Genomic DNA, 18,405 nt, shown 5'->3' with positions numbered 1-18,405 from the left:
GTTTGCGCACTTCTTTACCACTGGGACGGCATGGGCGTGATCGGCCGACGTACAAGGATGCACCGCGCGAAGGCCGCGCTGGCGCTGGTGCTGGCGACCTGCCTGCCAACCGCTGCGTCCGCGCAGAACAGCAACGACACCCCCGCATTGGACTGGGAACAGGCACGCCAACGCCTGGAGCAGGTCTCCGATGCGCTGGCGGCGGCTGATGCAGCGGTACGCAACAAGCAGGACCTGCAGGACGCCACGCGCCTGCTGCGCCTGCCGGAGATCACCGGCGAAGTACGCCGCCTGCAGTTCCAGAAGACCCTGACCCTGCCACTGGGTTCGCTGGCGCCCGTGGCTGAAGCCTTCGGTATCGATTCGCCGCTGTCGTTCACCGAGCGCGACTGGCGTACACGCCCGGTAGTGACCGCGGTGCTGCCGCTGTACACCGGCGGCGTGATCCCGGCCGCGCAACGTGCGGCCAGCGCCGCCCATGAGCAGGCCAACGCCGAGCGCGAGGCACAGCGCCAATCATTGACCGTGCAGCTGGCCCAGGCCTACTTCGGCCAGCGCCTGGCCGAGCAGGCGGTGGACGTGCGCCGCGACGTACGCGACGGCCTCAACCGCCACCTGTCCGATGCAGAAAAGCTGGAGCGCGAGGGCTTCGCCACCCGCGCCCAGCGCCTGCAGGCCACCGTGGCCCGCGACAAGGCCGAGCGCGAATACCAGAAGACGGTGAACGATCTGGCTACGCTGAAGGCCGCGCTGGCCACGCTGCTGCGCAGTGGTGGCGAGGTGCAGCCGGTGTCGCCGCTGTTCGTGCAGCGCGTGCCGATGGAACCGGTGGCCAGCTTCGAGCGCACGGCGCAGGCGCGCCAGCCGCAGATCGCGCGCTTGCGCGCGATGGTGGCGCAGGCCGAACAGGGCGTGCGCGTGCAGCAGGCCAAGCTGAAGCCGCAGATTTTCGCCTTCGGCCAGTACGACTTCCGCCGCCGCGACGAGATGCTGACCGATCCGGACTGGGCGTTCGGCATCGGCCTGAAGTACACCTTCCTGTCGCCGAACTCGCGGCCGGCGCAGATCAGCGCCGCGCGTGCGCAGCAGGACCAGGCCGAAGCGGGCCTGCGCGAGGCCGAGAACCAGGTCGCACTGGGCGTGCGCAAGGCCTGGAACGAACTTGAGACCGCGCGCCAGCAGTTCGTGCTGCTCGACAGCAGCATCACCCAGGCACAGGAAAACCTGCGCCTGCAGGAGCTGGCATTCCGCGAAGGCCAGGCCACCTCGCTGGATGTGATCGATGCGCGGCTCGGCCTGGGCGGCGCCCGTGTCGAGCGCGCACAGGCCGCCTACCAATACGACATTGCGCTGGCACAGTTGCTGGAGATCAGTGGACAGATGGACCGTTTCGAAGAATTCCGGCGGCGTGCGGACGAGGTGATCGACCATGAGTGATGTGCTGCACGACGATGCGACGACGCCCCCCGGCAAGCGACGGCTGGGACCGATCCTGCTGGTGGTCCTGCTGGTCGCGGTGGTGCTCGGCCTGTGGCTGGCCTGGCGCAGCCCGGCCGACCAGATCCAGGGCATGGCCGATGCGGACACGATCAACGTGGCCGCCAAGATCACCGCGCGCGTGGCCGAGCTGAAGGTGCGCGAGGGCGATCGCGTGCAGCCCGGGCAGGTGCTGTTCCTGCTCGACAGTCCCGAAGTGGCCGCCAAGGAACAGCAGGCGCACGGCGCATTGGCCGCTGCGCAGGCGGTGGCCGACAAGGCCGACGAAGGCGCGCGCAGCGAAGACATCCGCGCCGCCGAAGCGAACTGGAAGCGGGCCGAAGCCGGCGCGACGCTGGCCGAAGCGACCTACCAGCGCGTGCAGAACCTGTTCAACGAAGGGGTGATGACCCGGCAGAAGCGCGATGAAGCGCATGCCCAGGCCACCAGTTCGCGCGAACTGGCCCGCGCCGCCCGCGCGCAGTACGACATGGCATTGGCCGGCGCCCGCGAGCAGGACAAGCGCGCCGCGCAGGGCCAGGTACAGCAGGCGCAGGGCGCGGTGGCCGAGGTCAACGCCGCGCGAGCAGAAGTGGAAGGACGCGCGCCGGTGGCGGGCGAGATCAACAAGCGCATGGCCGATCCGGGCGAGCTGGTGCCGGCCGGCTATCCGGTGTTCACCCTGGTCGACATCGACCGCATGTGGGTGGCGATGAACCTGCGCGAATCGCAGATGCAGGGCCTGAAGGTCGGCAGCAAACTGCAGGGAAGCGTGCCGGCGCTGGGCCTGGATGGCGAGTTCGAGGTCTACTTCATCAATCCGGCCGGCGACTACGCAACCTGGCGTACCACCCGCCAGTCGTCCGGCTATGACGTCCGCAGCTTCGAGGTGCGGGTGCGCCCGGTACGCCGCATCGAGGGCTTCCGCCCCGGCATGAGCGTGCTGTTCGCATGGCCCCAGCACTGAGCCCGGACCGCAACGGCTTCGCCGCTTCGTGGCGGCGCGAGCTGCAGTCGCTGCGCGGCAACCGTGCCGACCTGCTGCTGGTCACCTTGCTGCCACTACTGATGCTGGTAGTGATGGCATGGATGTTCACGCCGTCGGTGATGCGCGATATCCCGATTGCTGTGGTCGACCTTGACCACAGCAGTGACAGCCGCCTGCTGCTGCGCATGCTCGACGCCAGTCCCGGCGTACGCGTCGCCAGCCAGCCAGCGGACCTGGAGGAGGCACGTTCGCAGCTGCGCAGCCTGGACGTGTTCGCCATCGTGCTGGTGCCGCGCGATGTCACCCGGCAGGCGCTGCGTGGGCGCCAGGGCACGGTGTTCGCCTATTACAACGCCACCTACATGACCACCGGCCAGTCGGCGTCGCGCGACATCGGCGACGCGGTTTCCGCATGGAACGCACGCCTGCTGCGCGAGCGCATCGGCCTGCAGGTCGGCCCGGGCAAGCTGCGCGCGGCGCCGATCGCGGTGCAGTCTGACATCCTCTACAACCCGGCTCGCAGCTACGAACTGTTCCTGCTGCCACTGATCTTCCCGGCGGTGCTGTCACTGGTACTGGCACTTGCGGTGGCCGGCAGCCTCGGCCGCGAGATCCGCGATGGCACCCTGCCCGCCTGGCTGGCTCGCACGCCGTGGTCGGCGATTGCCGGCAAGGTCGCGCCGTACCTCCTGCTGTTCTCGCTGTATGGCGCGCTCGGCATCGGCTACCTGGCCTGGCTGCGCGGCGATGGTGTGGCCGGCAGCGTGCTCCTGCTGCTGCTCGCACAGCCCCTGTTCTACCTGGCCACGGCCACCTACGCGTTGTTTTTCGTCGGCGTCACCCGCGACATGGGTACCGCACTGTCCGCGGTGGGTCTGAGCATCGGCACCGCACTGGCGTTTTCCAGTGCCACCTTCCCGGTGCTGGACGGGCCGTTGTTTACCCGCGTCTGGCACCAGCTGCTGCCATTGAGCGCCTACATCAAGCTGCAGACCCAGCAGCAGTTCATCGGCTCGCCGCTGCAGGTTTCGGCATGGCCGCTGGCTACGCTGCTGTTGATGACGGTGGTGGCCGGTGGCATCGGCGGCCTGCGCCTGATCGCCTTTGCACGCACGCCTGCCGCCGCACAATCCGCAGGGGCTGACGCATGAGCATGCTCTGGCGCAGCCTGCAGCAGACCCTGATGGCGGTGCTGTGCGACCGCTACGCGATCGTGGTGATGGTCGGTGCGGTGATCCTGTATTCGTTCTTCTATCCAGCCGCCTACCGGCACCAGGTGGCCGGCAACCTGCCGGTGCTGGTGGTGGACGAAGACCATAGCGCGACCAGCCGCGAGCTGCTGCGCAAGCTCGACGCACTGCGCGTTGCGCGCGTGGTCGGGCAACCGGCGGACGTCGACAGCGCACGCCAGCAGCTCGAAGCCGGCCACGCCGAAGGCATCGTCGTGATCCCGGCCAACCTGGAGCGCGACATCCTGCGCGGCCATCCGGCCAAGCTGGTATTGCTTGGCAACGGCGCCTACCTGGGCCGTGCCAGCTGGGTGCTGGGCAGCGTGGCCGATGCACTGGGCGCATTCGGGCGCGACGCCGTGGTCGGCCAGGCCGCCTTCATGGGCGCGCCACAGGCACCGCCGGTCACCCTGGTACAGCGCCCGCTGTACAACACCCAGGAAGGCTATGGCAGCGCCATCGTGCCCGGCGTGGCCGAGCTGATCGTGCACCAGACGCTGTTGATGGGCATCGGCGTTCTCCTCGGCGGCCGCCGCCGCGCGCTCGGCCGGCGCCTGCGCTTCGACCTCCCGACCCTGGCCGGCATGGCGATGGGCTTCGGCCTGATCGGCCTGTTCGGTTTGTTCTGGTATGCCGGGTTCACCGCCTGGGTGCAGGACTATCCACGAGGAGGCAACCCGCTGGGCCAGCTGCTGGGCGGCACCTTGTTCATCGCCGCGACGGTGGCGTTCGGCCTGTTCATCGGCAGCTTCTTCCGTACCCGCGAACGCGCCTTCCAGTACATCATCGCCACCTCGATCCCGCTGTTTTTCCTCGCCAACCTGTCGTGGCCGGCGGTGATGACGCCGCAACCGCTGGTCTGGCTGGCACAGCTGCTGCCGACCACCTCGGGCATCAACCTGATGGTGCGCCTGAACCAGATGGACGCCCGCCTGGCCGACATCAGCCACGAACTGATCACCCTCACCGTCCTGCTGCTGCTCTATGGCAGCCTCGCCACCTGGCGCCTCCTCGCCAAAAAGGGGACGGAGGGAATTAAGTCGTAAGCGGCTGGTTTGGGAGATTGCGACTTAATTCCCTCCGTCCCCTTTTCCTGCAACGAAGAACGCCGGCGCGGGGCCGGCGTTCGAGTACTGCGATGTGCAAGGGGGGAACGGGCGCTGTCGGCAACCGATCAACGATAGACGCGCTCGCAACGGCGCTCGACCACGCGGTCGCCGTTCTTCTGCTGGCTGTTGCCCTGGATCTGGCGACCGGCCGCACCACCGGCCACAGCACCGGCCACGGTAGCGAGCTTCTTGCCATTGCCGCCGCCCACCTGGTTGCCCAGCAGGCCGCCGATCACTGCACCCGTGGCCGTACCCGCAATGCGGTTCGGATCGCGCGAGTTGCGCTGCACTTCCACGTTCTTGCAGACCACGCGGCTGCCGTCGTTGAACTTGCGTCCCTCATCGCGCGGGCCATACGTCTGCGCGCCGGCCACCGACGAAGCCGCCAGCAGGGTGCCCAGCACAAGCAATCGGGTCGAGGTCTTCATGGCCATCTCCTGAGTTCCGGTATGACGCAAGTCTCCTCCTGCGGTTGGCAACCGGAAGTGAAATGCGCGTGTCCGCCACCTCATCGGCCATCGCGCGTTCAGGAAGAAAGTTGCGCCCATCGCGATCAGCCGTCGTGATGGGCGCCGTCTCCCTACCGGCATGCCACGTTCTAGAACTCTTCCCAGCCACCGGCGTTGGCCGCCAGCGTCGGCTCGATGCGCGGCGACAGTGCCGCCGGCCTGCGCACCGGAGTGACCGTTGCGGCCACCGCAGCCAGGACCGGACGCACGGCTGCAGCCGCGGTTACCGCACCGGTGCGGAACACCGAAACCGCCTCGGCCAACAGGTTGGCCTGCTCCGCCATGGAGCGTGCCGCCGCGCTGGCTTCTTCCACCAGCGCCGCATTCTGCTGCGTGGTTTCGTCCATCTGCACCACCGCCTGGTTGACCTGTTCGATGCCCGAGCTCTGCTCCTGCGACGCGGCAGAGATCTCGGCCATGATGTCGGTCACGCGCTGCACCGACGCCACGATCTCACCCATCGTAGTGCCTGCCTGGCGGACCAGCGCCGATCCATCGGCGACCTTACCGACCGAATCCTCGATCAGGCCCTTGATCTCCTTGGCCGCTCCGGCCGAGCGTTGTGCCAACGTGCGCACCTCACTGGCCACCACCGCAAAGCCCCTGCCCTGCTCGCCGGCACGCGCGGCTTCCACCGCCGCGTTCAAGGCCAGGATGTTGGTCTGGAAGGCGATGCCGTCGATGACACTGATGATCTCGGCGATCTTCTTCGACGAGGCTTCGATGGCCGACATCGTGGTGACCACCTGGCCGACCACCTCGCCGCCCTGCGACGCGACACCGTGCGCGCCAATCGCGAGCTGATTGGCCTGGCGTGCATGCTCGGCGTTCTGCTTCACGGTGGAGGTCAGTTCCTCCATCGATGCTGCGGTCTCTTCCAGGTTTGCCGCCTGCTGTTCGGTACGCCGCGACAGATCGGTGTTGCCCGAGGCAATCTCGCCCGCTGCCAGGTTGATGCTGGACGCACTGGACTGGATGCGGCCGACAATCTGCTTGAGCTGATCGACGGTGGCATTGCAGTCATCGCGCATGCGGGCGAACACGCCGTGGAAGTCACCCTGCATGCGCACGGTGAGGTCACCGCGCGAAATCGCCTGCAGCAGCGTCGACACCTGTACCAGGTTCTGGTCGGTGGTCTGCATCAGGCGATTGAGCCCGGCCACCATGTCGCGGAAATCGTAGGCGAAGCGATCTTCATCGCCGCGCAGGCTGAAGTCGCCCGCCGCCGCGGCCGTCGCCAGCCGGCGGATCTCGCCGTTGATCGCCGACAGGCTGGTCTTGGTCTCGTCCATTGCCTGAGTGATCGCCGCCTTCTCGCCCGGCAGCGGATCCATGTCCACCGACAGGTCGCCACGGGCGTAATGCTTCATCACTTCGATCAGCCGGTTCTGCACTTGCACGTGCGAGCCGACCAGCGCATTCGTCTCGTGCACCATGCGCCCGTAGTCGCCGGGGAAGGCAGCCTCGTCCATGCGATAGCTGAGGCTGCCGGCATCGTGCTGGCGGGCCAGCTCGCCCTGCGCCGCCATCACCGACTGCAACTGCGCCTGCATGCGCTGCATCGACCTGAGCAGCTGCGTCACCTCATCGTTGCCGGACGCGTCGATGCTGTTGTCCAGCCGCCCGTTGGCGATGCCGTCGGCCAGCTTCACCGCACCTTCCAGCGGGCGGGTCAGGCTGCGGGTGATGGCCCACGCGGCCAGCGAGCCCAGTATCAGGCTCAGCACGCCGAACACGATCGACAGCGTGCCTGTCCAGGATTCGGTTGAACGGTATTCCTCGCGGCTGCGCGCGGTCAGTGTCTCCTGATGCCGCAGCAGGGTCGAGATCGTCTCGTTCCATGCGGTAGCCAGTCCGTGCTCGGCGAGCAGTTCCTTGGCCGCACCGTCGAAATCACCGGCCTTCATGCGCTCGTGCAGATGCTGGGTGGAGGCGTCGGTGGCCTTGCGTGCCGCGTCGATCTTCGCCACCAGGGCATCACCGGTGGCATCGCGTGGAATCTTGATGTACTTGGCCCAGATGCCGTCGTAGGTCTGCGACAGCTCCTGCGCCTTCTGATAATCCTTGTCGAAATCCTCACCGCGCTTGATCACCATCAGCCGGCGATGCATCAGCACCGCGTTGTTGGTATCCAGCATCTCGTTCAACAGCCGCATCTTCACCATGTTGACGTCCACCACTTTCGAGAACTGGGCAGACTTCAGATGGTTTCCGTACAGCGCCAGGCCGACGATGGCCACGATGAACAGCAGCAGCAAACCGAACCCGGCCCCCAGCCGGGATCCCACACGGAGGTTGCGTAAGGCGAGCATCTCAATTCCCTTGATCATGGCCGTACGATCGATGGCGGCGCAGGCAGGGGAAACTTTATGGGTCGATATTATTATATCGATCTAAAACTCTGGAACTGTGCAGACAGGTGTGAAATAGGACGACTCACGAGGGCTTTCTATCCATAAGGTATATCGCCACGGGTAGCGAGATGGGATCAGACAGGGACCTGCCAGCCCGTTGCGCGGCATTACGGGGTAGCTGGCCCGGGAAGACCAGATCCTTCCCGAGCCTTGCCGCATAGACGCTCTCGAACTGGAAGGAGAGTACAAACCGGAACCCGCACGCCGCAGCGTAACGCTTGATGAAGTGGCATATTTCCTCCCAGGCGCTTTCAAACCCGCACGCGCGGAAATGGAACGAACCCAGCAGGCCCACCTGCCACGAGGCCTCAATCCCTTCCGCTACGACAGCTTCCGGCGGGTCGACGATGCCGAACCCGAAGCCGGTGTTGGATGCTGGAAGATATCCACGCAGACCGTCAGTACCGTCGGAGTACTCGGCCTGGATCGAATCCAGAGCGTGCAGCACGACACCCAGATCTGCACCGGCTTCGACTTCCAGAAACAGCGAAATGCTCATTATCGAACCATCAATCTGAAGCCAACAGCTTCATGACTCGGCATGGCCGCTTTCGTCTTCGGCTTCATTTCTGTCCTGAAGAATTCCTGATTCATACGGACTACCCCTGCCCACCTCACCCATGGGAGCTCGCAACAATCCGGCTACCGCTTCAGATCAGTGTAGGTAGCACTCATATCCTTTATTCCCTCCTCGCTGTTCCCCATGGACGCTCTCACCGCGTCCAACCAGTCCTCCCACGCACCTGGATCCGTGGGGCTTCGATCCTCCTTAAGACTCCAGCCAAGTGAACCCAGCAGCCCCCGATCTCATCGCTGGGGCCGCGGGAATAGTCGATCTGGAGGAAGTAGAACATCGCCATGTGAGCTTCCTCGATCGTCAAGAGCTGTTCTTTCACCAATAATCTCCCTGCATGCCCCATTTCCAGAGCGACTCTCGCCGGATGTCAGCGATCACAATCCAATGAGGGTATGCCGGTTGAAGAACCGCATCTTCCCCTCGATCGTGAAGTCCGTGCGCCTGATCTCGCCCAGCATCATCTCGCGCTGCTCCTCGCTCAACGTGCACGGCTCCAAAACATTGGCCTCCAGCACTCGCCCCGGGGGCGCCAGTCGCAGCTCGACAACGCAGGCATTGCCCTCGATGGGAACACCTGCTGGCCACGCCGTCATTGCGATCGCACGCATTTGCTCCTGATACGCGACACGCTCCGCTTCCTCTATCTGCGGGTCCGGCAGATCCGGCGGGCTCGCCGCCACGTGCAGAGCAGACTGCGTGGGCGTTGGCTCTGATATCGAACCAACGATCAGTTTGATCAGGGTGTTCTGTGAGGCCGTTACCGCCAAGGCGATCACCAGAGCGGTGTAGCTGACACCACCAGCCTTCTGCAGCTCAAGGTGCCGCCGATGTGCCCCGCGATGCTCAGCATCAACCTTGCGGACAATCCTTCGGCAATGCGCTAGGTACAGCGGATTCGCCAGGATTCCTGCGAGTACGCGAAACACCACGAAGGAGAGCAAGGACAACCATGGCAGCCCCAGCAGCACGAAGGTGGTCATCAGCAACGGCGAAAGGATGAACCAGATCGCGCCCCACGCATGCATGCGCCGGAAGAAGAGCCAGAGTGACGAGAACAGGAATGCCGGCCAGTTCCAGCGCCTTGGCGCCCCGCCGCTTGCGTCGTACAGCCTCCAGTAGTGGAGGTAGGTGGAGAACCGGTCTCCTACCACGATCGCCAGTGCGTCCTTCTCGCTCGGCCCATCAGAGGTTGCATCTGTGCTCTGCACCGCTTCACCGACGGCGCTGCCGAAGGTGGGTTCAATCCTTACTTTCATTATCTTTTATCCAAACTCGCCACGGATTAATTCAAGACCGCTTACGCAGATTGCAGTCACGACCTGCTCCGGCTCATCCTCGAGCGGCAGGAACTGTCACTGTAGCCCCGGAAGGTCTAGCGGACCGTTTTGCAGTTCGTAACGATTGATATAAAACGCATTTCTCCAGCCACTCGTACTGCAGTAAATCCACCAGCATATGCAGCAGTCGCGATGTTGACGACGGTTATAAATCGAGCATCACATGCACCGAAACCGACTGCAAGCACCCCATCCACTCCGACATCACCGCGCGCATCATCAAAGCTCAAATAGCCTCCAATCAAAAACCGGAAGGAATTCGCTCACCATCTCCGACAAATCCCCATACCCCCCAATGCGGCGGCCACCCTCTCGACATCACCATTAAAATGATCCCGATCATCACCCTGCAGCAACGCAGCGCCCGCCCTAACCCCACCCCCGCATAGCAATCCATAAATCCAACTACGAACTCATCCGCATCTTTATATTTTGACAGAACCCCCCGCTCCATAATGACCGCAAGAACGGCAGTCACCGCAAACACAACCTCATCGGGATCATGTTGAAGCTTAAGCTCGAGAGAGCTATACGCAAAATACAATGACTGAAACACATCATACTCAAGCACCTCCAAGCCCTCAGCAACATCGGCCTTTATGGAATTCAAATAATCCAGGTAACCCCACCTTCTCACACTCATTTCCCAGTAGATATATTCAACTGAATTTCCGGATACCGCTCACCAAACCGCATTATCACACCTGAGCAGCTTGCGCACGCCTTTAACTCCGAAAACAAGTCAATTCGCTCTGTTGCCGCTCTTTTCTCACCCAAAGTCCGGGCAACGTCATCAAGGACCTTGAACTCACCATCGACGTCTCTCCGGACTTGCCACCTCACGCAGCCCGCTCGGACTCCATGAGTGCGATTTCCGGCCTGCCAAGCCAGTTGCTCTCAACCGAATTCTTGGCAATCCCCACATTCAACGCGACCCCAGCCAGACCCAGCCCTGAAGCACCCGATAATATTCTGGCGATGACACAGGCACAGCGAGCTCGCCAGCAATGCGTAAGCAGACGGCTCACCAGCGATGGCAACAGCGCCAGCCACGGCTCCCGCATTAACGATGCTGCCATCATCAGCAGGGCCGCAGTCTGGATTAGCCATTTCCCGGCTCATTCCGGCACAGCATTGAGCGAACGTACTCAGCCGATCCCGGAGTTCTTTCTATATACTTGAGACATGCCATACCCAGGTATCTATTAAACTCTTCATCACTAACAATTACAACGTCCGGGTCGTACTTGAGCCCATATGAAAATTCCACCCCAGAAAAATGATCATCCACGTCGAAGCTATTGTTATCCGGAAATCTACAATCAACATCATCGGTACCAAAACCCCACCCCCTTGATAGACACTCGAGCATCTGAATAAACATTCCCGACGAATAAATCCAATCAAAGTAGGCAAAAACCACCCAATCAGAATCTCTCTTATCCATCCAAGATCCAAACAACTGATCACTCATAACAGCCTCACTTAGGGTGGAAATTTTTAACTACACCAGCATCATCGATGTACACAACGAAAGAGACGCCTCCCGCATTGGACTCATATATCCTCTTCCCCGCAGCAACAGCGTCCTTGTAACCCTTCGCAGCAGCCTCCTGGCCGAGCGCCAAAACCTTCCTATCTGACATTATAGCCGGATCATAAACCGTCTTCGTCTGGACTTTATTTTTATAGCCCACAATTACTTTCCCAGTAGGATCCAATGCCGGCACCTGATAAGAAATAACGGAAACACCCGGAACATCCGTGGAAACCTCGCTTACGATTTTCACGCCACGAGCCGCAGCCTCCGACCTGAATTCCACTGAATTGTGCGCCCCAGAAATTCCGTTCTTCTGAGAATAACCATCTGGACGAGAAATATGCGCATCAATATCGACCTTGAATGATATGCCGTCCGGATAATTAACACCCCCCCCAAGTGAGCAATACTTCCATCCCCAACAATGTTATCTGGCAGCAAATGCGGCGGCAACGAGCCATCCGGCTCCAATTTTACCGAGCGCGCCACTCGAGCTCGTTCGAGCGCCTCCGAGGCAGCGGCCTCCAATGCGGTGGTCTTAGCCCCTTTGCAAGGAACGCCTCAGGCCCTAACAAAGAGGTTCCGATATCAACAGTGAGCTTTCCGCCAACGTTCGCTGCTTGGTCGACATCCTCAAAGTTCCACGAGTTTCGTCCACCAGCTAAGTAGTAGGCCAACCCCGCAGTCTTCTCCATGTACTCATTGATGGCCTGGCTTATCGCGTTGTTGCGTTTTTGGGAGAAGGCCTGCAAGCCAAGCTTGTCCATCTCCTTGTAATCCGAGACCAAACCCAGCAGAACACCGATCTGGTTCATGCTTGCAGCACCCGCTACCAGGTCTCTTCCCCCAGTCCAGAGCCCATTTACAAAGGCAGCACCAGCGACTGCTCGATTCGTCGACGACAGCCAGTCAGCTTCCGCACCGTAGCCTGCACCACGCAATAGATCGACAGTGTTCGAACCACACTCACCAACGAGCGAACAGTACACCTTCCTTTGCAGATCTTCGGTAGAAGAGTGAATGGCAATTTTTTCAAGGCTTACCCCAGAACCGGCATTCTTGCTTGCAGCGATGAGCTTATCGGCGTTTTCCGCCATCCATGCGTCATACTCTCCTTATATATAGGTGAGTTATGCGATTCCAATGCAATTTTCGCAAGTGAGCGCTGTTCAGCACATGCGGCAGATCCTGGCACTTGGCACGCCATCAACAGCTTGTAATCGCGCTCAGCGGAGAGCCGCTCGAAGTTTTCCTTGATATCGCAGTCTTTACCTGCATCAGAGCAGATAACGGTCGCCTGAAGGTACTCCATCCGCTCGTCGTGATTCAGGTAGTTATTCTCAACGGAATTTTTTGCAATACCCATGCCCAATGTCGCGCCAGAAATTCCTGCAGCGGAAAGTCCTCCCGCCATTGCGCCGACTGCCTGCCCGAGCACCCTTACTTGCTCCGCCTGCTCGGGCGACAACTGCCCCTTATTCTGTTTGGCGTAGTAGTCACCCAGGAATTTCGCCGCCAACTCACCACCACCGGCAGCCAACGCCCCACTCCCCGCCTTGCCACCATTGGCCTCTGCCAACAGCGCGCCCAGCAGCGCGTGCGACAGCATCTGCATGGCCTCGCTAGGCACAGCACTCTGCTTGTTCGGGTCAAAGGTCTTGCCGATCAGTTCAGCCGCATACGGTGCCAGCGCGTTGGAACCCAGCTGACCCAGCCCCTGCCCTTCAACACCACCGACCAGCGCGCTGATCACTGCGCCGAGCGCGCGGCCATAGACACCATCAGGCGCCCACTTCTGCTGGGTCATCAGCGCATCGGGGTAGGATGCATCGAACGCGACCAGGCGCTTGAACTGCTCATCGGGAAGAAGCGCGTCGAATGCCCGTTTCTCTTCGGGACTCATCGGCTCCCGATACTTGTCCGTGATCTTCTTCGCATCCGCACTGCCAATATCCCAGGCAATCTGCTGGCTGGTGGCCATCACCGTCCCAGCGGCAGCCGCCATCGCCTGCTGGTCTGCCAGCAGCTTGCTCGCATCCGGCAATGCGTCCAGCACGCGATGCGCTCCACTGGCGTCGGTGTTGATGCCCAGCTCGGCCGCCGACGTCTGCTTGCCACCGATGGTGATGTTGCCCTCGGTCAAGGTGGCAAGGGTGGAGCTGCTGTCGCTGCCCTTTTCCATCATCGGCAGGCCCGGACCACCTCGCGGTGCGGCCGTTCCCGGCTTGGGCGCCCAGCCATCCATCTTCCCGCCCGCACCACCACTGATGCTGCCGGAGCTGGCTGCGTAGTCCATGTGGTTCTGCAGGTCGGTGAACGTCAGCGAGTCCGCAGTCAGTTCACTGTTGCCTGCATTAGTGCTGGCAATCGCCCCGCCCACCAGGTTCACGTGGCCGGCATCGACGTGGTACCCGCCATTGCCGGCAAACAGGCCGCTCTGCTGGCCAACACCCTGATAACTGCCGCTGGCCTTGCCTGCACTGGCGTAACCGTCTGCATTCCACGCGGTGCCGAACGACACCTGTACGCGGCCACCCACCTGGCTGTTCCTGGACATGCTCTCGGCGATGTCCTGCAACGACTCGATCGTCAGCGCGCCGCCGGTCTTGACGTCAATACGGTCGGCGGTCGCGGTCGCACCACAGCGTGGTATCGCTCGCGGCCTTCATCGAGATGTTCTTGCGCCGCCATGCCTCGCATGTTCGGCAGGCGATCATTGGAATTTCGCATCGCGACGACGTTGTTGATCGGATCGATCAACGGCGAATTAACCCGCGCAAAGGCACCGAAGATAACGCGACCATCAACCATTAAAATTCAATCATCATAGGCTGCCAAGAAAGCTCTTGCGGCCTTCTCAAGATCGCCCCCATCCACGGCCCACGCCTGCAAATCACGAACCGAAATCAATCCCTCACCAAGATTCGAAATGAACTCATGTGTCTGGATCGAATCTCTAACTGCAAGGACACCCAACTCCTCGTAAACACTTTCAAAGCCGATCCAACGCCCCTCCAGATCCCCAAAGATAACTGGATATCCTAGGTCCATCAAATTATTTTCATAAGCATCAGCGACCGAATCACATGCCCGCTCGACGCAAGAACTATCAATCACCAAAAATGAATTCAAATCAGACGATCGAGAGAATTTTACAAAAATACCTGGACCAAAAGTTCTTGATGAACTTTCAATCAAATTTGACATAACTTCATCATTCAACAGAGCTGGCCTCTCAAAGAACCTGAAGCGCCAGCCAGACCTCCTAAAAACCATTTGAGGAAGATCCATTTCAAGATCGACTAGGCGAGAAACGAATCCCGCCACCTTTTCTTTTATTTCAAATAGATAATCATTTTCCATTTTCATTCCCGATGACACAAATCTTCAGAACAGGCTTTTTCTGGCCAGAAATGGTAAGCGATGCAGATGGAACACCATCCGAAGAAGACTTCGGATAGAACCTGTAGATATTATCCCCTTTCTGTAAAACGGTCACAGCCCCATCCTTGGAAACAGTCCTGGAATATCCATTACCCTAAAGAGTTCGGATCGCATCACCAACGGAAACGTTTGTTTGCGTCTGATCCGCACTATACCTGGTCTGACCCTTTGAGAATTTGACATCGGTCAGAAGTGGATTTTCCCAAAATGCCATAACCTTGGGCTGAGGAACGCCTCCCCCACTGCTACCGGGTCCTTTGTCGCCCCACTCCGAGAGCTTGTTGATTTCGGGCCGAAGGCGACCGCAGCTCCAGCCACATCCCATGCAATGGATCCAATTTGATTGGTTAGGGAAATTGTCTCCGGACTTGCCCCCCCCCGTGCGAAGAAAGCACGCTGGGCATTGCAAAGACAGGACCCAACACCGCCATTTCCAGACGATTCCTGTCTGCAAGGCGCATGCCCGCTGGAATTCCGCCAACCAAGGCACCAACCCAATCGTTCTCTCTCAGAAGCGATACGTCCCGAGCGAAAATCGAACCATAGTCTGGCGATTTTCCACTCTCACGAATAACTGCTAGAGCAATGATCTCATCATACGCGACGGTTCCGGGCTTCAGATTAAACAGCACAGATCTCTCGTCTTCAGACAGATACGAGAGATAGCGATCTTTCATTTCCCGACTTTGACCTTGACTGACATCTACCCAACGATCCTCAACCTCACGGCGGCAGACATCATCCTTGCCGCACTTCGCCCTTTCAGTATCTTTGGCAGTTCGTTGCTCAAATGAAAGGTAGTTATTCTCAACCGAGTTCTTGGCAATCCCCGCATTCAACGCGATCCCGGCCAGATCCTGCCCTGACAACCCACTCGCCAGTGCACCAACCGCCTGCGACAACGCCAGCACCATCTCCTTCTGCTCCGGGCTCAGCCTGGAAGGATCTCCCCCGGTCAACGTACTGGTCAGTACACTCGCGGCCAACTCGCCGCCAGCCGCGGAGACCGCTCCGGTTCCCGCGCTGCCACCATTGGCTTCCGCCAACAGCGCACCCGACACCGCATGCGACAGCAATTGCAGAGTCGCATTGGGATAGCTGCCGTGGTTCGGGTCCAGCTTGCTGCCAATGAAGTAAGCGGCATTTGGCGCCAGCGCACCAACTATTCCTGCGCGCCCCAAATTGGACCCAACAAAGAGACGACATGGCCCTAGCTACTAACTCCCCAGCCGTCACCCTCATAAGATAGTGGCGGGGCGTACTCCCCATCCCGAATCACCGGACACCACCCCATGCTGGCATAGAAGAACTGCAGATCAATAACATCATAGAGACCCAAACTCACCGGCCGAATCGTGATAAGCCCTCTCGCATAATGAGAGTACTTCCCGCCGGCGCCCGCAACCGCCCGCAGCGCCAGCTCCCGACGATCCCACTCCTCCATAACACCTGTGACTTCAGGGCTGCTGTCGAAAATGACCACCTCAAAGCAATCAGCCACTTTACACAAGCACGGAATTCGCTCCTGATTTATCAGACCCTCAGAAGCAAGATTATCTGGAAAGCTAACCCTCAATTTCATTTTTGCACTCCCCTCGGAACTACAACATCACCTGAGAAATTTCTCTCGAACGTGGACAATGCACTGAAGTACTGAACACCATGAGGATCTCGAATAGCTACAACCTTGACACCGGCGCGCTCTGTCACACCATCGACCACGACAAAATGGGAGAACGTGGAACCTCCACTTGGCAGGATCGCAAGATAAGCAGCCATCTCTTCGGTCTTCGTCATGACCGACGATTGATCGATAGCACCCTGCATGTAGATGTCAGGGTGAAGAGATGATACATAGCCCCGCATCAAGCTCAACGTCGAAGATAGACCCTCCAAAGTTGCCTCGAGGTTTCGCCGACTCTCGTCCATGAACCATCGATCGAGACCCTTGTCCATCACCTCTCCGACGGCTGTCATACCCGAAGCGAGGGCGACATTTTGAAGCTGACGATAAGCAAATTCTGCGTCCGCTCCCGGCGTGGGTCCAGCGACCCTATCCTCAACCGCAACACCGTACTGTTCCCAGTATTGATCGACACGAGTCGCCCACTCGTGCTTCCAGTCGTCCTCTGAAGTAGCTGGAGAGGAGCGCATGCTCAGCTCAACAGCAGCACCGTACGCAAGCAGCTCACGGTCGCGTTATACGTTCAACTCGTCATACGCACGTGTCACAGAGTCCTTGCAGGCTCGGACATCGCCCCCTTCTCCATCACACGCGGCCCGCTCGGACTCCATGAGTTCGATTTCCTGCCTGCCCAGCCAGTTGCCCGCATGGGTGCTGGCAATCACCCCGCCCACCAGGGTTCACGTGGCCGGCATCGACATGGTAGCCGCCATTGCCGGCAAACAGGCCGCTCTGCTGGCCAACACCCTGATAGCTGCCGCTGGCCTTGCCTGCGCTGGCATACCCGTCGGCATTCCACGCGGTACCGAACGACACCTGCGCATACGGATTGCCCCCTTCCCCACATCCTCACCAGCCGGTCTCACCGGCAGCCATCGCCACAGCTATCAGCGCGAAGCGCCCGGCTGTGATGGTGAGGCGTAGCAATCATCATGACTCAACCTTAGCCCAGCGTTCGATGACTTCGTTCAAGGGCCTGATTGGCGTACGACCTCCCCAAAGACGCCTTGGCGTGCTTCGCCAGCTTGCTGTCGAACATCCCTCCTAACAAGCGTAGACCAGGAGAGATGTATCGTTGGTTCAAGCACCAACTCAGCCCTGGATAGGCCCAACCCAGGAATAAATTCAATACGCAAACCGGACCTTCCATTATTTTCAAATATCGAAATAGAATTCACACCCTCCGATGAGATAACAGAAACATCCCCCCCCCCCCCATCAATAGAGATCAAAGCCTGAAAAGACCGCATTACCAAGCTAAAGGAGAACTCAACCTCAACCTGCCCCTCCGAGCCTGCCCTGTAAACAAACAGGCCAATCTCCGGATCCACTTTAAAAGGCTCAAGCCCAAACCTATCAAGAAACTCCTCCCGCGCAGGATACTTCATAGACCACCTTATTTATCTAGATCGCATGCAATCCACAGCCAAGAAATCTCGAAAGACTCAAGCTCCTTCAATGTAATGAATCGAAGCCTTTCACCCCTCAAAGCCGAACCATTCAAGAATTCGCCATAGCCGCATACATCACACTGAAATGCGGGCGTAAAACTGATCAACCCATATATGCCCGCATATACGCCTCCCCGCAGCGGAGACACACCCTGTCAATCTCGACGGCGACCAACTCCTCCATCAGATCTCTGACAAACTGCGCGACACCGTCATCACTTGCGTTTCTCAACTGGGTCGCACGCAAATACACGCGCCCAACATCCGCTTCCCCGATCTCTGCGAATGGATATTCATCCAATCGACCGTCCATGTTCACCATCAAGTCAAAGCCATAGCTTAGGAAGGGTTCTCTGCGAACCTCGCCTTCGCATTCCATAACCCATTTGATCAGTGCCTCAAGAACACCCCTCGCACCCGAATTATTATTTACACCCGAAAGACCTGAAATCAGCCCATCCCTCAAAATTTCCGACAAGCGAGCCATCACTCTCCGCCCTTTGCTAGAAACGTTGCACTCAAGCCCCGCCGCCTTATCTCTAAATAATTTAATGAATAAGTTTCCCCACCCATCAGTGAAAATATCCCAATCACTCTTCCAATATTACCCCCTTCAACTCCTATCGCCATCAGAGAAGCAACCACCC

23 protein-coding genes are annotated in these 18,405 nt (G+C 59.9%); 6 read left to right on the top strand and 17 right to left on the bottom strand.

Annotated elements, in window-relative coordinates:
* The first annotated feature begins 30 nt into the window (after window positions 1-30).
* From DL544_RS06350 to DL544_RS06335, 4 genes are read left to right on the top strand one after another with little or no spacing between them, the layout of a single operon-like run.
* Window positions 31-1,437: a TolC family protein gene (locus DL544_RS06350; protein WP_065186717.1), complete on the top strand. Its 1,407-nt coding sequence runs from the start codon at window positions 31-33 to the stop codon at window positions 1,435-1,437.
* On the top strand, window positions 1,430-2,443 hold the full coding sequence (locus DL544_RS06345; RefSeq protein ID WP_005415763.1) for an HlyD family secretion protein: 1,014 nt from the start codon (window positions 1,430-1,432) through the stop codon (window positions 2,441-2,443). The genes DL544_RS06350 and DL544_RS06345 overlap by 8 nt, the downstream gene beginning before the upstream one ends.
* Window positions 2,428-3,615, top strand: a complete 1,188-nt coding sequence (locus tag DL544_RS06340) for an ABC transporter permease (RefSeq protein WP_139726906.1) — start codon at window positions 2,428-2,430, stop codon at window positions 3,613-3,615. Before DL544_RS06345 ends, DL544_RS06340 begins: the two co-directional genes overlap by 16 nt.
* A complete protein-coding gene (locus DL544_RS06335; RefSeq protein WP_139726905.1) occupies window positions 3,612-4,739 on the top strand; it encodes an ABC transporter permease in 1,128 nt (375 codons plus the stop codon). The genes DL544_RS06340 and DL544_RS06335 overlap by 4 nt, the downstream gene beginning before the upstream one ends.
* 128 nt (window positions 4,740-4,867) lie before the next feature.
* On the opposite strand, the gene DL544_RS06330 is transcribed toward DL544_RS06335, so the two are convergent.
* The 6 genes from DL544_RS06330 to DL544_RS22355 form a co-directional block, all read right to left on the bottom strand.
* Window positions 4,868-5,236, bottom strand: a complete 369-nt coding sequence (locus DL544_RS06330) for a glycine zipper 2TM domain-containing protein (protein ID WP_005415760.1) — start codon at window positions 5,234-5,236, stop codon at window positions 4,868-4,870.
* Between the two features lie 164 nt (window positions 5,237-5,400).
* Window positions 5,401-7,623 (bottom strand): methyl-accepting chemotaxis protein, encoded by a 2,223-nt coding sequence (locus tag DL544_RS06325; RefSeq protein WP_139726904.1) that lies wholly within the window; start codon window positions 7,621-7,623, stop codon window positions 5,401-5,403.
* A 124-nt stretch (window positions 7,624-7,747) separates the two neighbouring features.
* Window positions 7,748-8,224 (bottom strand): hypothetical protein, encoded by a 477-nt coding sequence (locus tag DL544_RS06320; RefSeq protein ID WP_255313074.1) that lies wholly within the window; start codon window positions 8,222-8,224, stop codon window positions 7,748-7,750.
* 452 nt (window positions 8,225-8,676) lie between these two features.
* On the bottom strand, window positions 8,677-9,558 hold the full coding sequence (locus DL544_RS06310) for a DUF2628 domain-containing protein (protein WP_139726903.1): 882 nt from the start codon (window positions 9,556-9,558) through the stop codon (window positions 8,677-8,679).
* Window positions 9,559-9,880: 322 nt separating this feature from the next.
* Window positions 9,881-10,249: a hypothetical protein gene (locus tag DL544_RS06305; RefSeq protein WP_139726902.1), complete on the bottom strand. Its 369-nt coding sequence runs from the start codon at window positions 10,247-10,249 to the stop codon at window positions 9,881-9,883.
* Between the two features lie 29 nt (window positions 10,250-10,278).
* Window positions 10,279-10,482, bottom strand: a complete 204-nt coding sequence (locus DL544_RS22355) for a deaminase domain-containing protein (protein ID WP_199161080.1) — start codon at window positions 10,480-10,482, stop codon at window positions 10,279-10,281.
* Between the two features lie 18 nt (window positions 10,483-10,500).
* Here DL544_RS22355 and DL544_RS21235 point away from each other — a divergent pair, with 18 nt between their 5' ends.
* Window positions 10,501-10,821 carry a hypothetical protein gene (locus tag DL544_RS21235; RefSeq protein ID WP_171955815.1) on the top strand — a complete coding sequence of 107 codons (321 nt, stop codon included), beginning with the start codon at window positions 10,501-10,503 and terminating at the stop codon, window positions 10,819-10,821.
* Here DL544_RS21235 and cdiI read toward each other — a convergent pair.
* The 9 genes from cdiI to DL544_RS06260 all read right to left on the bottom strand — a co-directional run bounded on the left by cdiI (window position 10,742) and on the right by DL544_RS06260 (window position 16,777).
* Window positions 10,742-11,086, bottom strand: a complete 345-nt coding sequence (cdiI, locus tag DL544_RS22350) for a ribonuclease toxin immunity protein CdiI (protein WP_353089338.1) — start codon at window positions 11,084-11,086, stop codon at window positions 10,742-10,744. The genes DL544_RS21235 and cdiI overlap by 80 nt on opposite strands.
* A 34-nt stretch (window positions 11,087-11,120) precedes the next feature.
* On the bottom strand, window positions 11,121-11,429 hold the full coding sequence (locus tag DL544_RS06290) for a CdiA family toxin C-terminal domain-containing protein (protein ID WP_343234772.1): 309 nt from the start codon (window positions 11,427-11,429) through the stop codon (window positions 11,121-11,123).
* Window positions 11,430-11,652: 223 nt separating this feature from the next.
* Window positions 11,653-12,276 (bottom strand): hypothetical protein, encoded by a 624-nt coding sequence (locus DL544_RS06285; RefSeq protein ID WP_139726899.1) that lies wholly within the window; start codon window positions 12,274-12,276, stop codon window positions 11,653-11,655.
* Window positions 12,219-13,757, bottom strand: coding sequence for a VENN motif pre-toxin domain-containing protein (locus DL544_RS06280; protein ID WP_255313073.1), 1,539 nt, complete (start codon window positions 13,755-13,757; stop codon window positions 12,219-12,221). The genes DL544_RS06285 and DL544_RS06280 overlap by 58 nt, the downstream gene beginning before the upstream one ends.
* A gap of 11 nt (window positions 13,758-13,768) precedes the next feature.
* Window positions 13,769-13,990: a hypothetical protein gene (locus DL544_RS21645; protein WP_231109072.1), complete on the bottom strand. Its 222-nt coding sequence runs from the start codon at window positions 13,988-13,990 to the stop codon at window positions 13,769-13,771.
* Between the two features lie 6 nt (window positions 13,991-13,996).
* Window positions 13,997-14,542, bottom strand: a complete 546-nt coding sequence (locus tag DL544_RS06275; RefSeq protein WP_139726898.1) for a hypothetical protein — start codon at window positions 14,540-14,542, stop codon at window positions 13,997-13,999.
* Window positions 14,543-14,970: 428 nt separating this feature from the next.
* On the bottom strand, window positions 14,971-15,804 hold the full coding sequence (locus DL544_RS06270; protein ID WP_139726897.1) for a VENN motif pre-toxin domain-containing protein: 834 nt from the start codon (window positions 15,802-15,804) through the stop codon (window positions 14,971-14,973).
* A gap of 29 nt (window positions 15,805-15,833) precedes the next feature.
* Window positions 15,834-16,205 carry a hypothetical protein gene (locus DL544_RS06265; protein WP_050562685.1) on the bottom strand — a complete coding sequence of 124 codons (372 nt, stop codon included), beginning with the start codon at window positions 16,203-16,205 and terminating at the stop codon, window positions 15,834-15,836.
* A complete protein-coding gene (locus tag DL544_RS06260; RefSeq protein ID WP_139726896.1) occupies window positions 16,202-16,777 on the bottom strand; it encodes a hypothetical protein in 576 nt (191 codons plus the stop codon). Before DL544_RS06260 ends, DL544_RS06265 begins: the two co-directional genes overlap by 4 nt.
* Window positions 16,778-16,916: 139 nt before the next feature.
* Between DL544_RS06260 and DL544_RS06255 the strand changes: the two genes are divergently transcribed.
* Window positions 16,917-17,231, top strand: a complete 315-nt coding sequence (locus tag DL544_RS06255) for a hypothetical protein (RefSeq protein WP_139726895.1) — start codon at window positions 16,917-16,919, stop codon at window positions 17,229-17,231.
* 44 nt (window positions 17,232-17,275) lie between these two features.
* On the opposite strand, the gene DL544_RS21230 is transcribed toward DL544_RS06255, so the two are convergent.
* Together DL544_RS21230 and DL544_RS06250 are read right to left on the bottom strand one after the other, a co-directional pair.
* Window positions 17,276-17,695 carry a hypothetical protein gene (locus DL544_RS21230; RefSeq protein WP_176556912.1) on the bottom strand — a complete coding sequence of 140 codons (420 nt, stop codon included), beginning with the start codon at window positions 17,693-17,695 and terminating at the stop codon, window positions 17,276-17,278.
* 166 nt (window positions 17,696-17,861) lie between these two features.
* Window positions 17,862-18,245 carry a hypothetical protein gene (locus tag DL544_RS06250; RefSeq protein ID WP_139726894.1) on the bottom strand — a complete coding sequence of 128 codons (384 nt, stop codon included), beginning with the start codon at window positions 18,243-18,245 and terminating at the stop codon, window positions 17,862-17,864.
* Window positions 18,246-18,405 lie beyond the last annotated feature (160 nt).

The organism is Stenotrophomonas sp. pho (genome assembly GCF_006228405.1).
GTDB classification, from domain to species: domain Bacteria; phylum Pseudomonadota; class Gammaproteobacteria; order Xanthomonadales; family Xanthomonadaceae; genus Stenotrophomonas; species Stenotrophomonas sepilia.
This window is presented reverse-complemented; position numbering and strand designations above follow the sequence as displayed.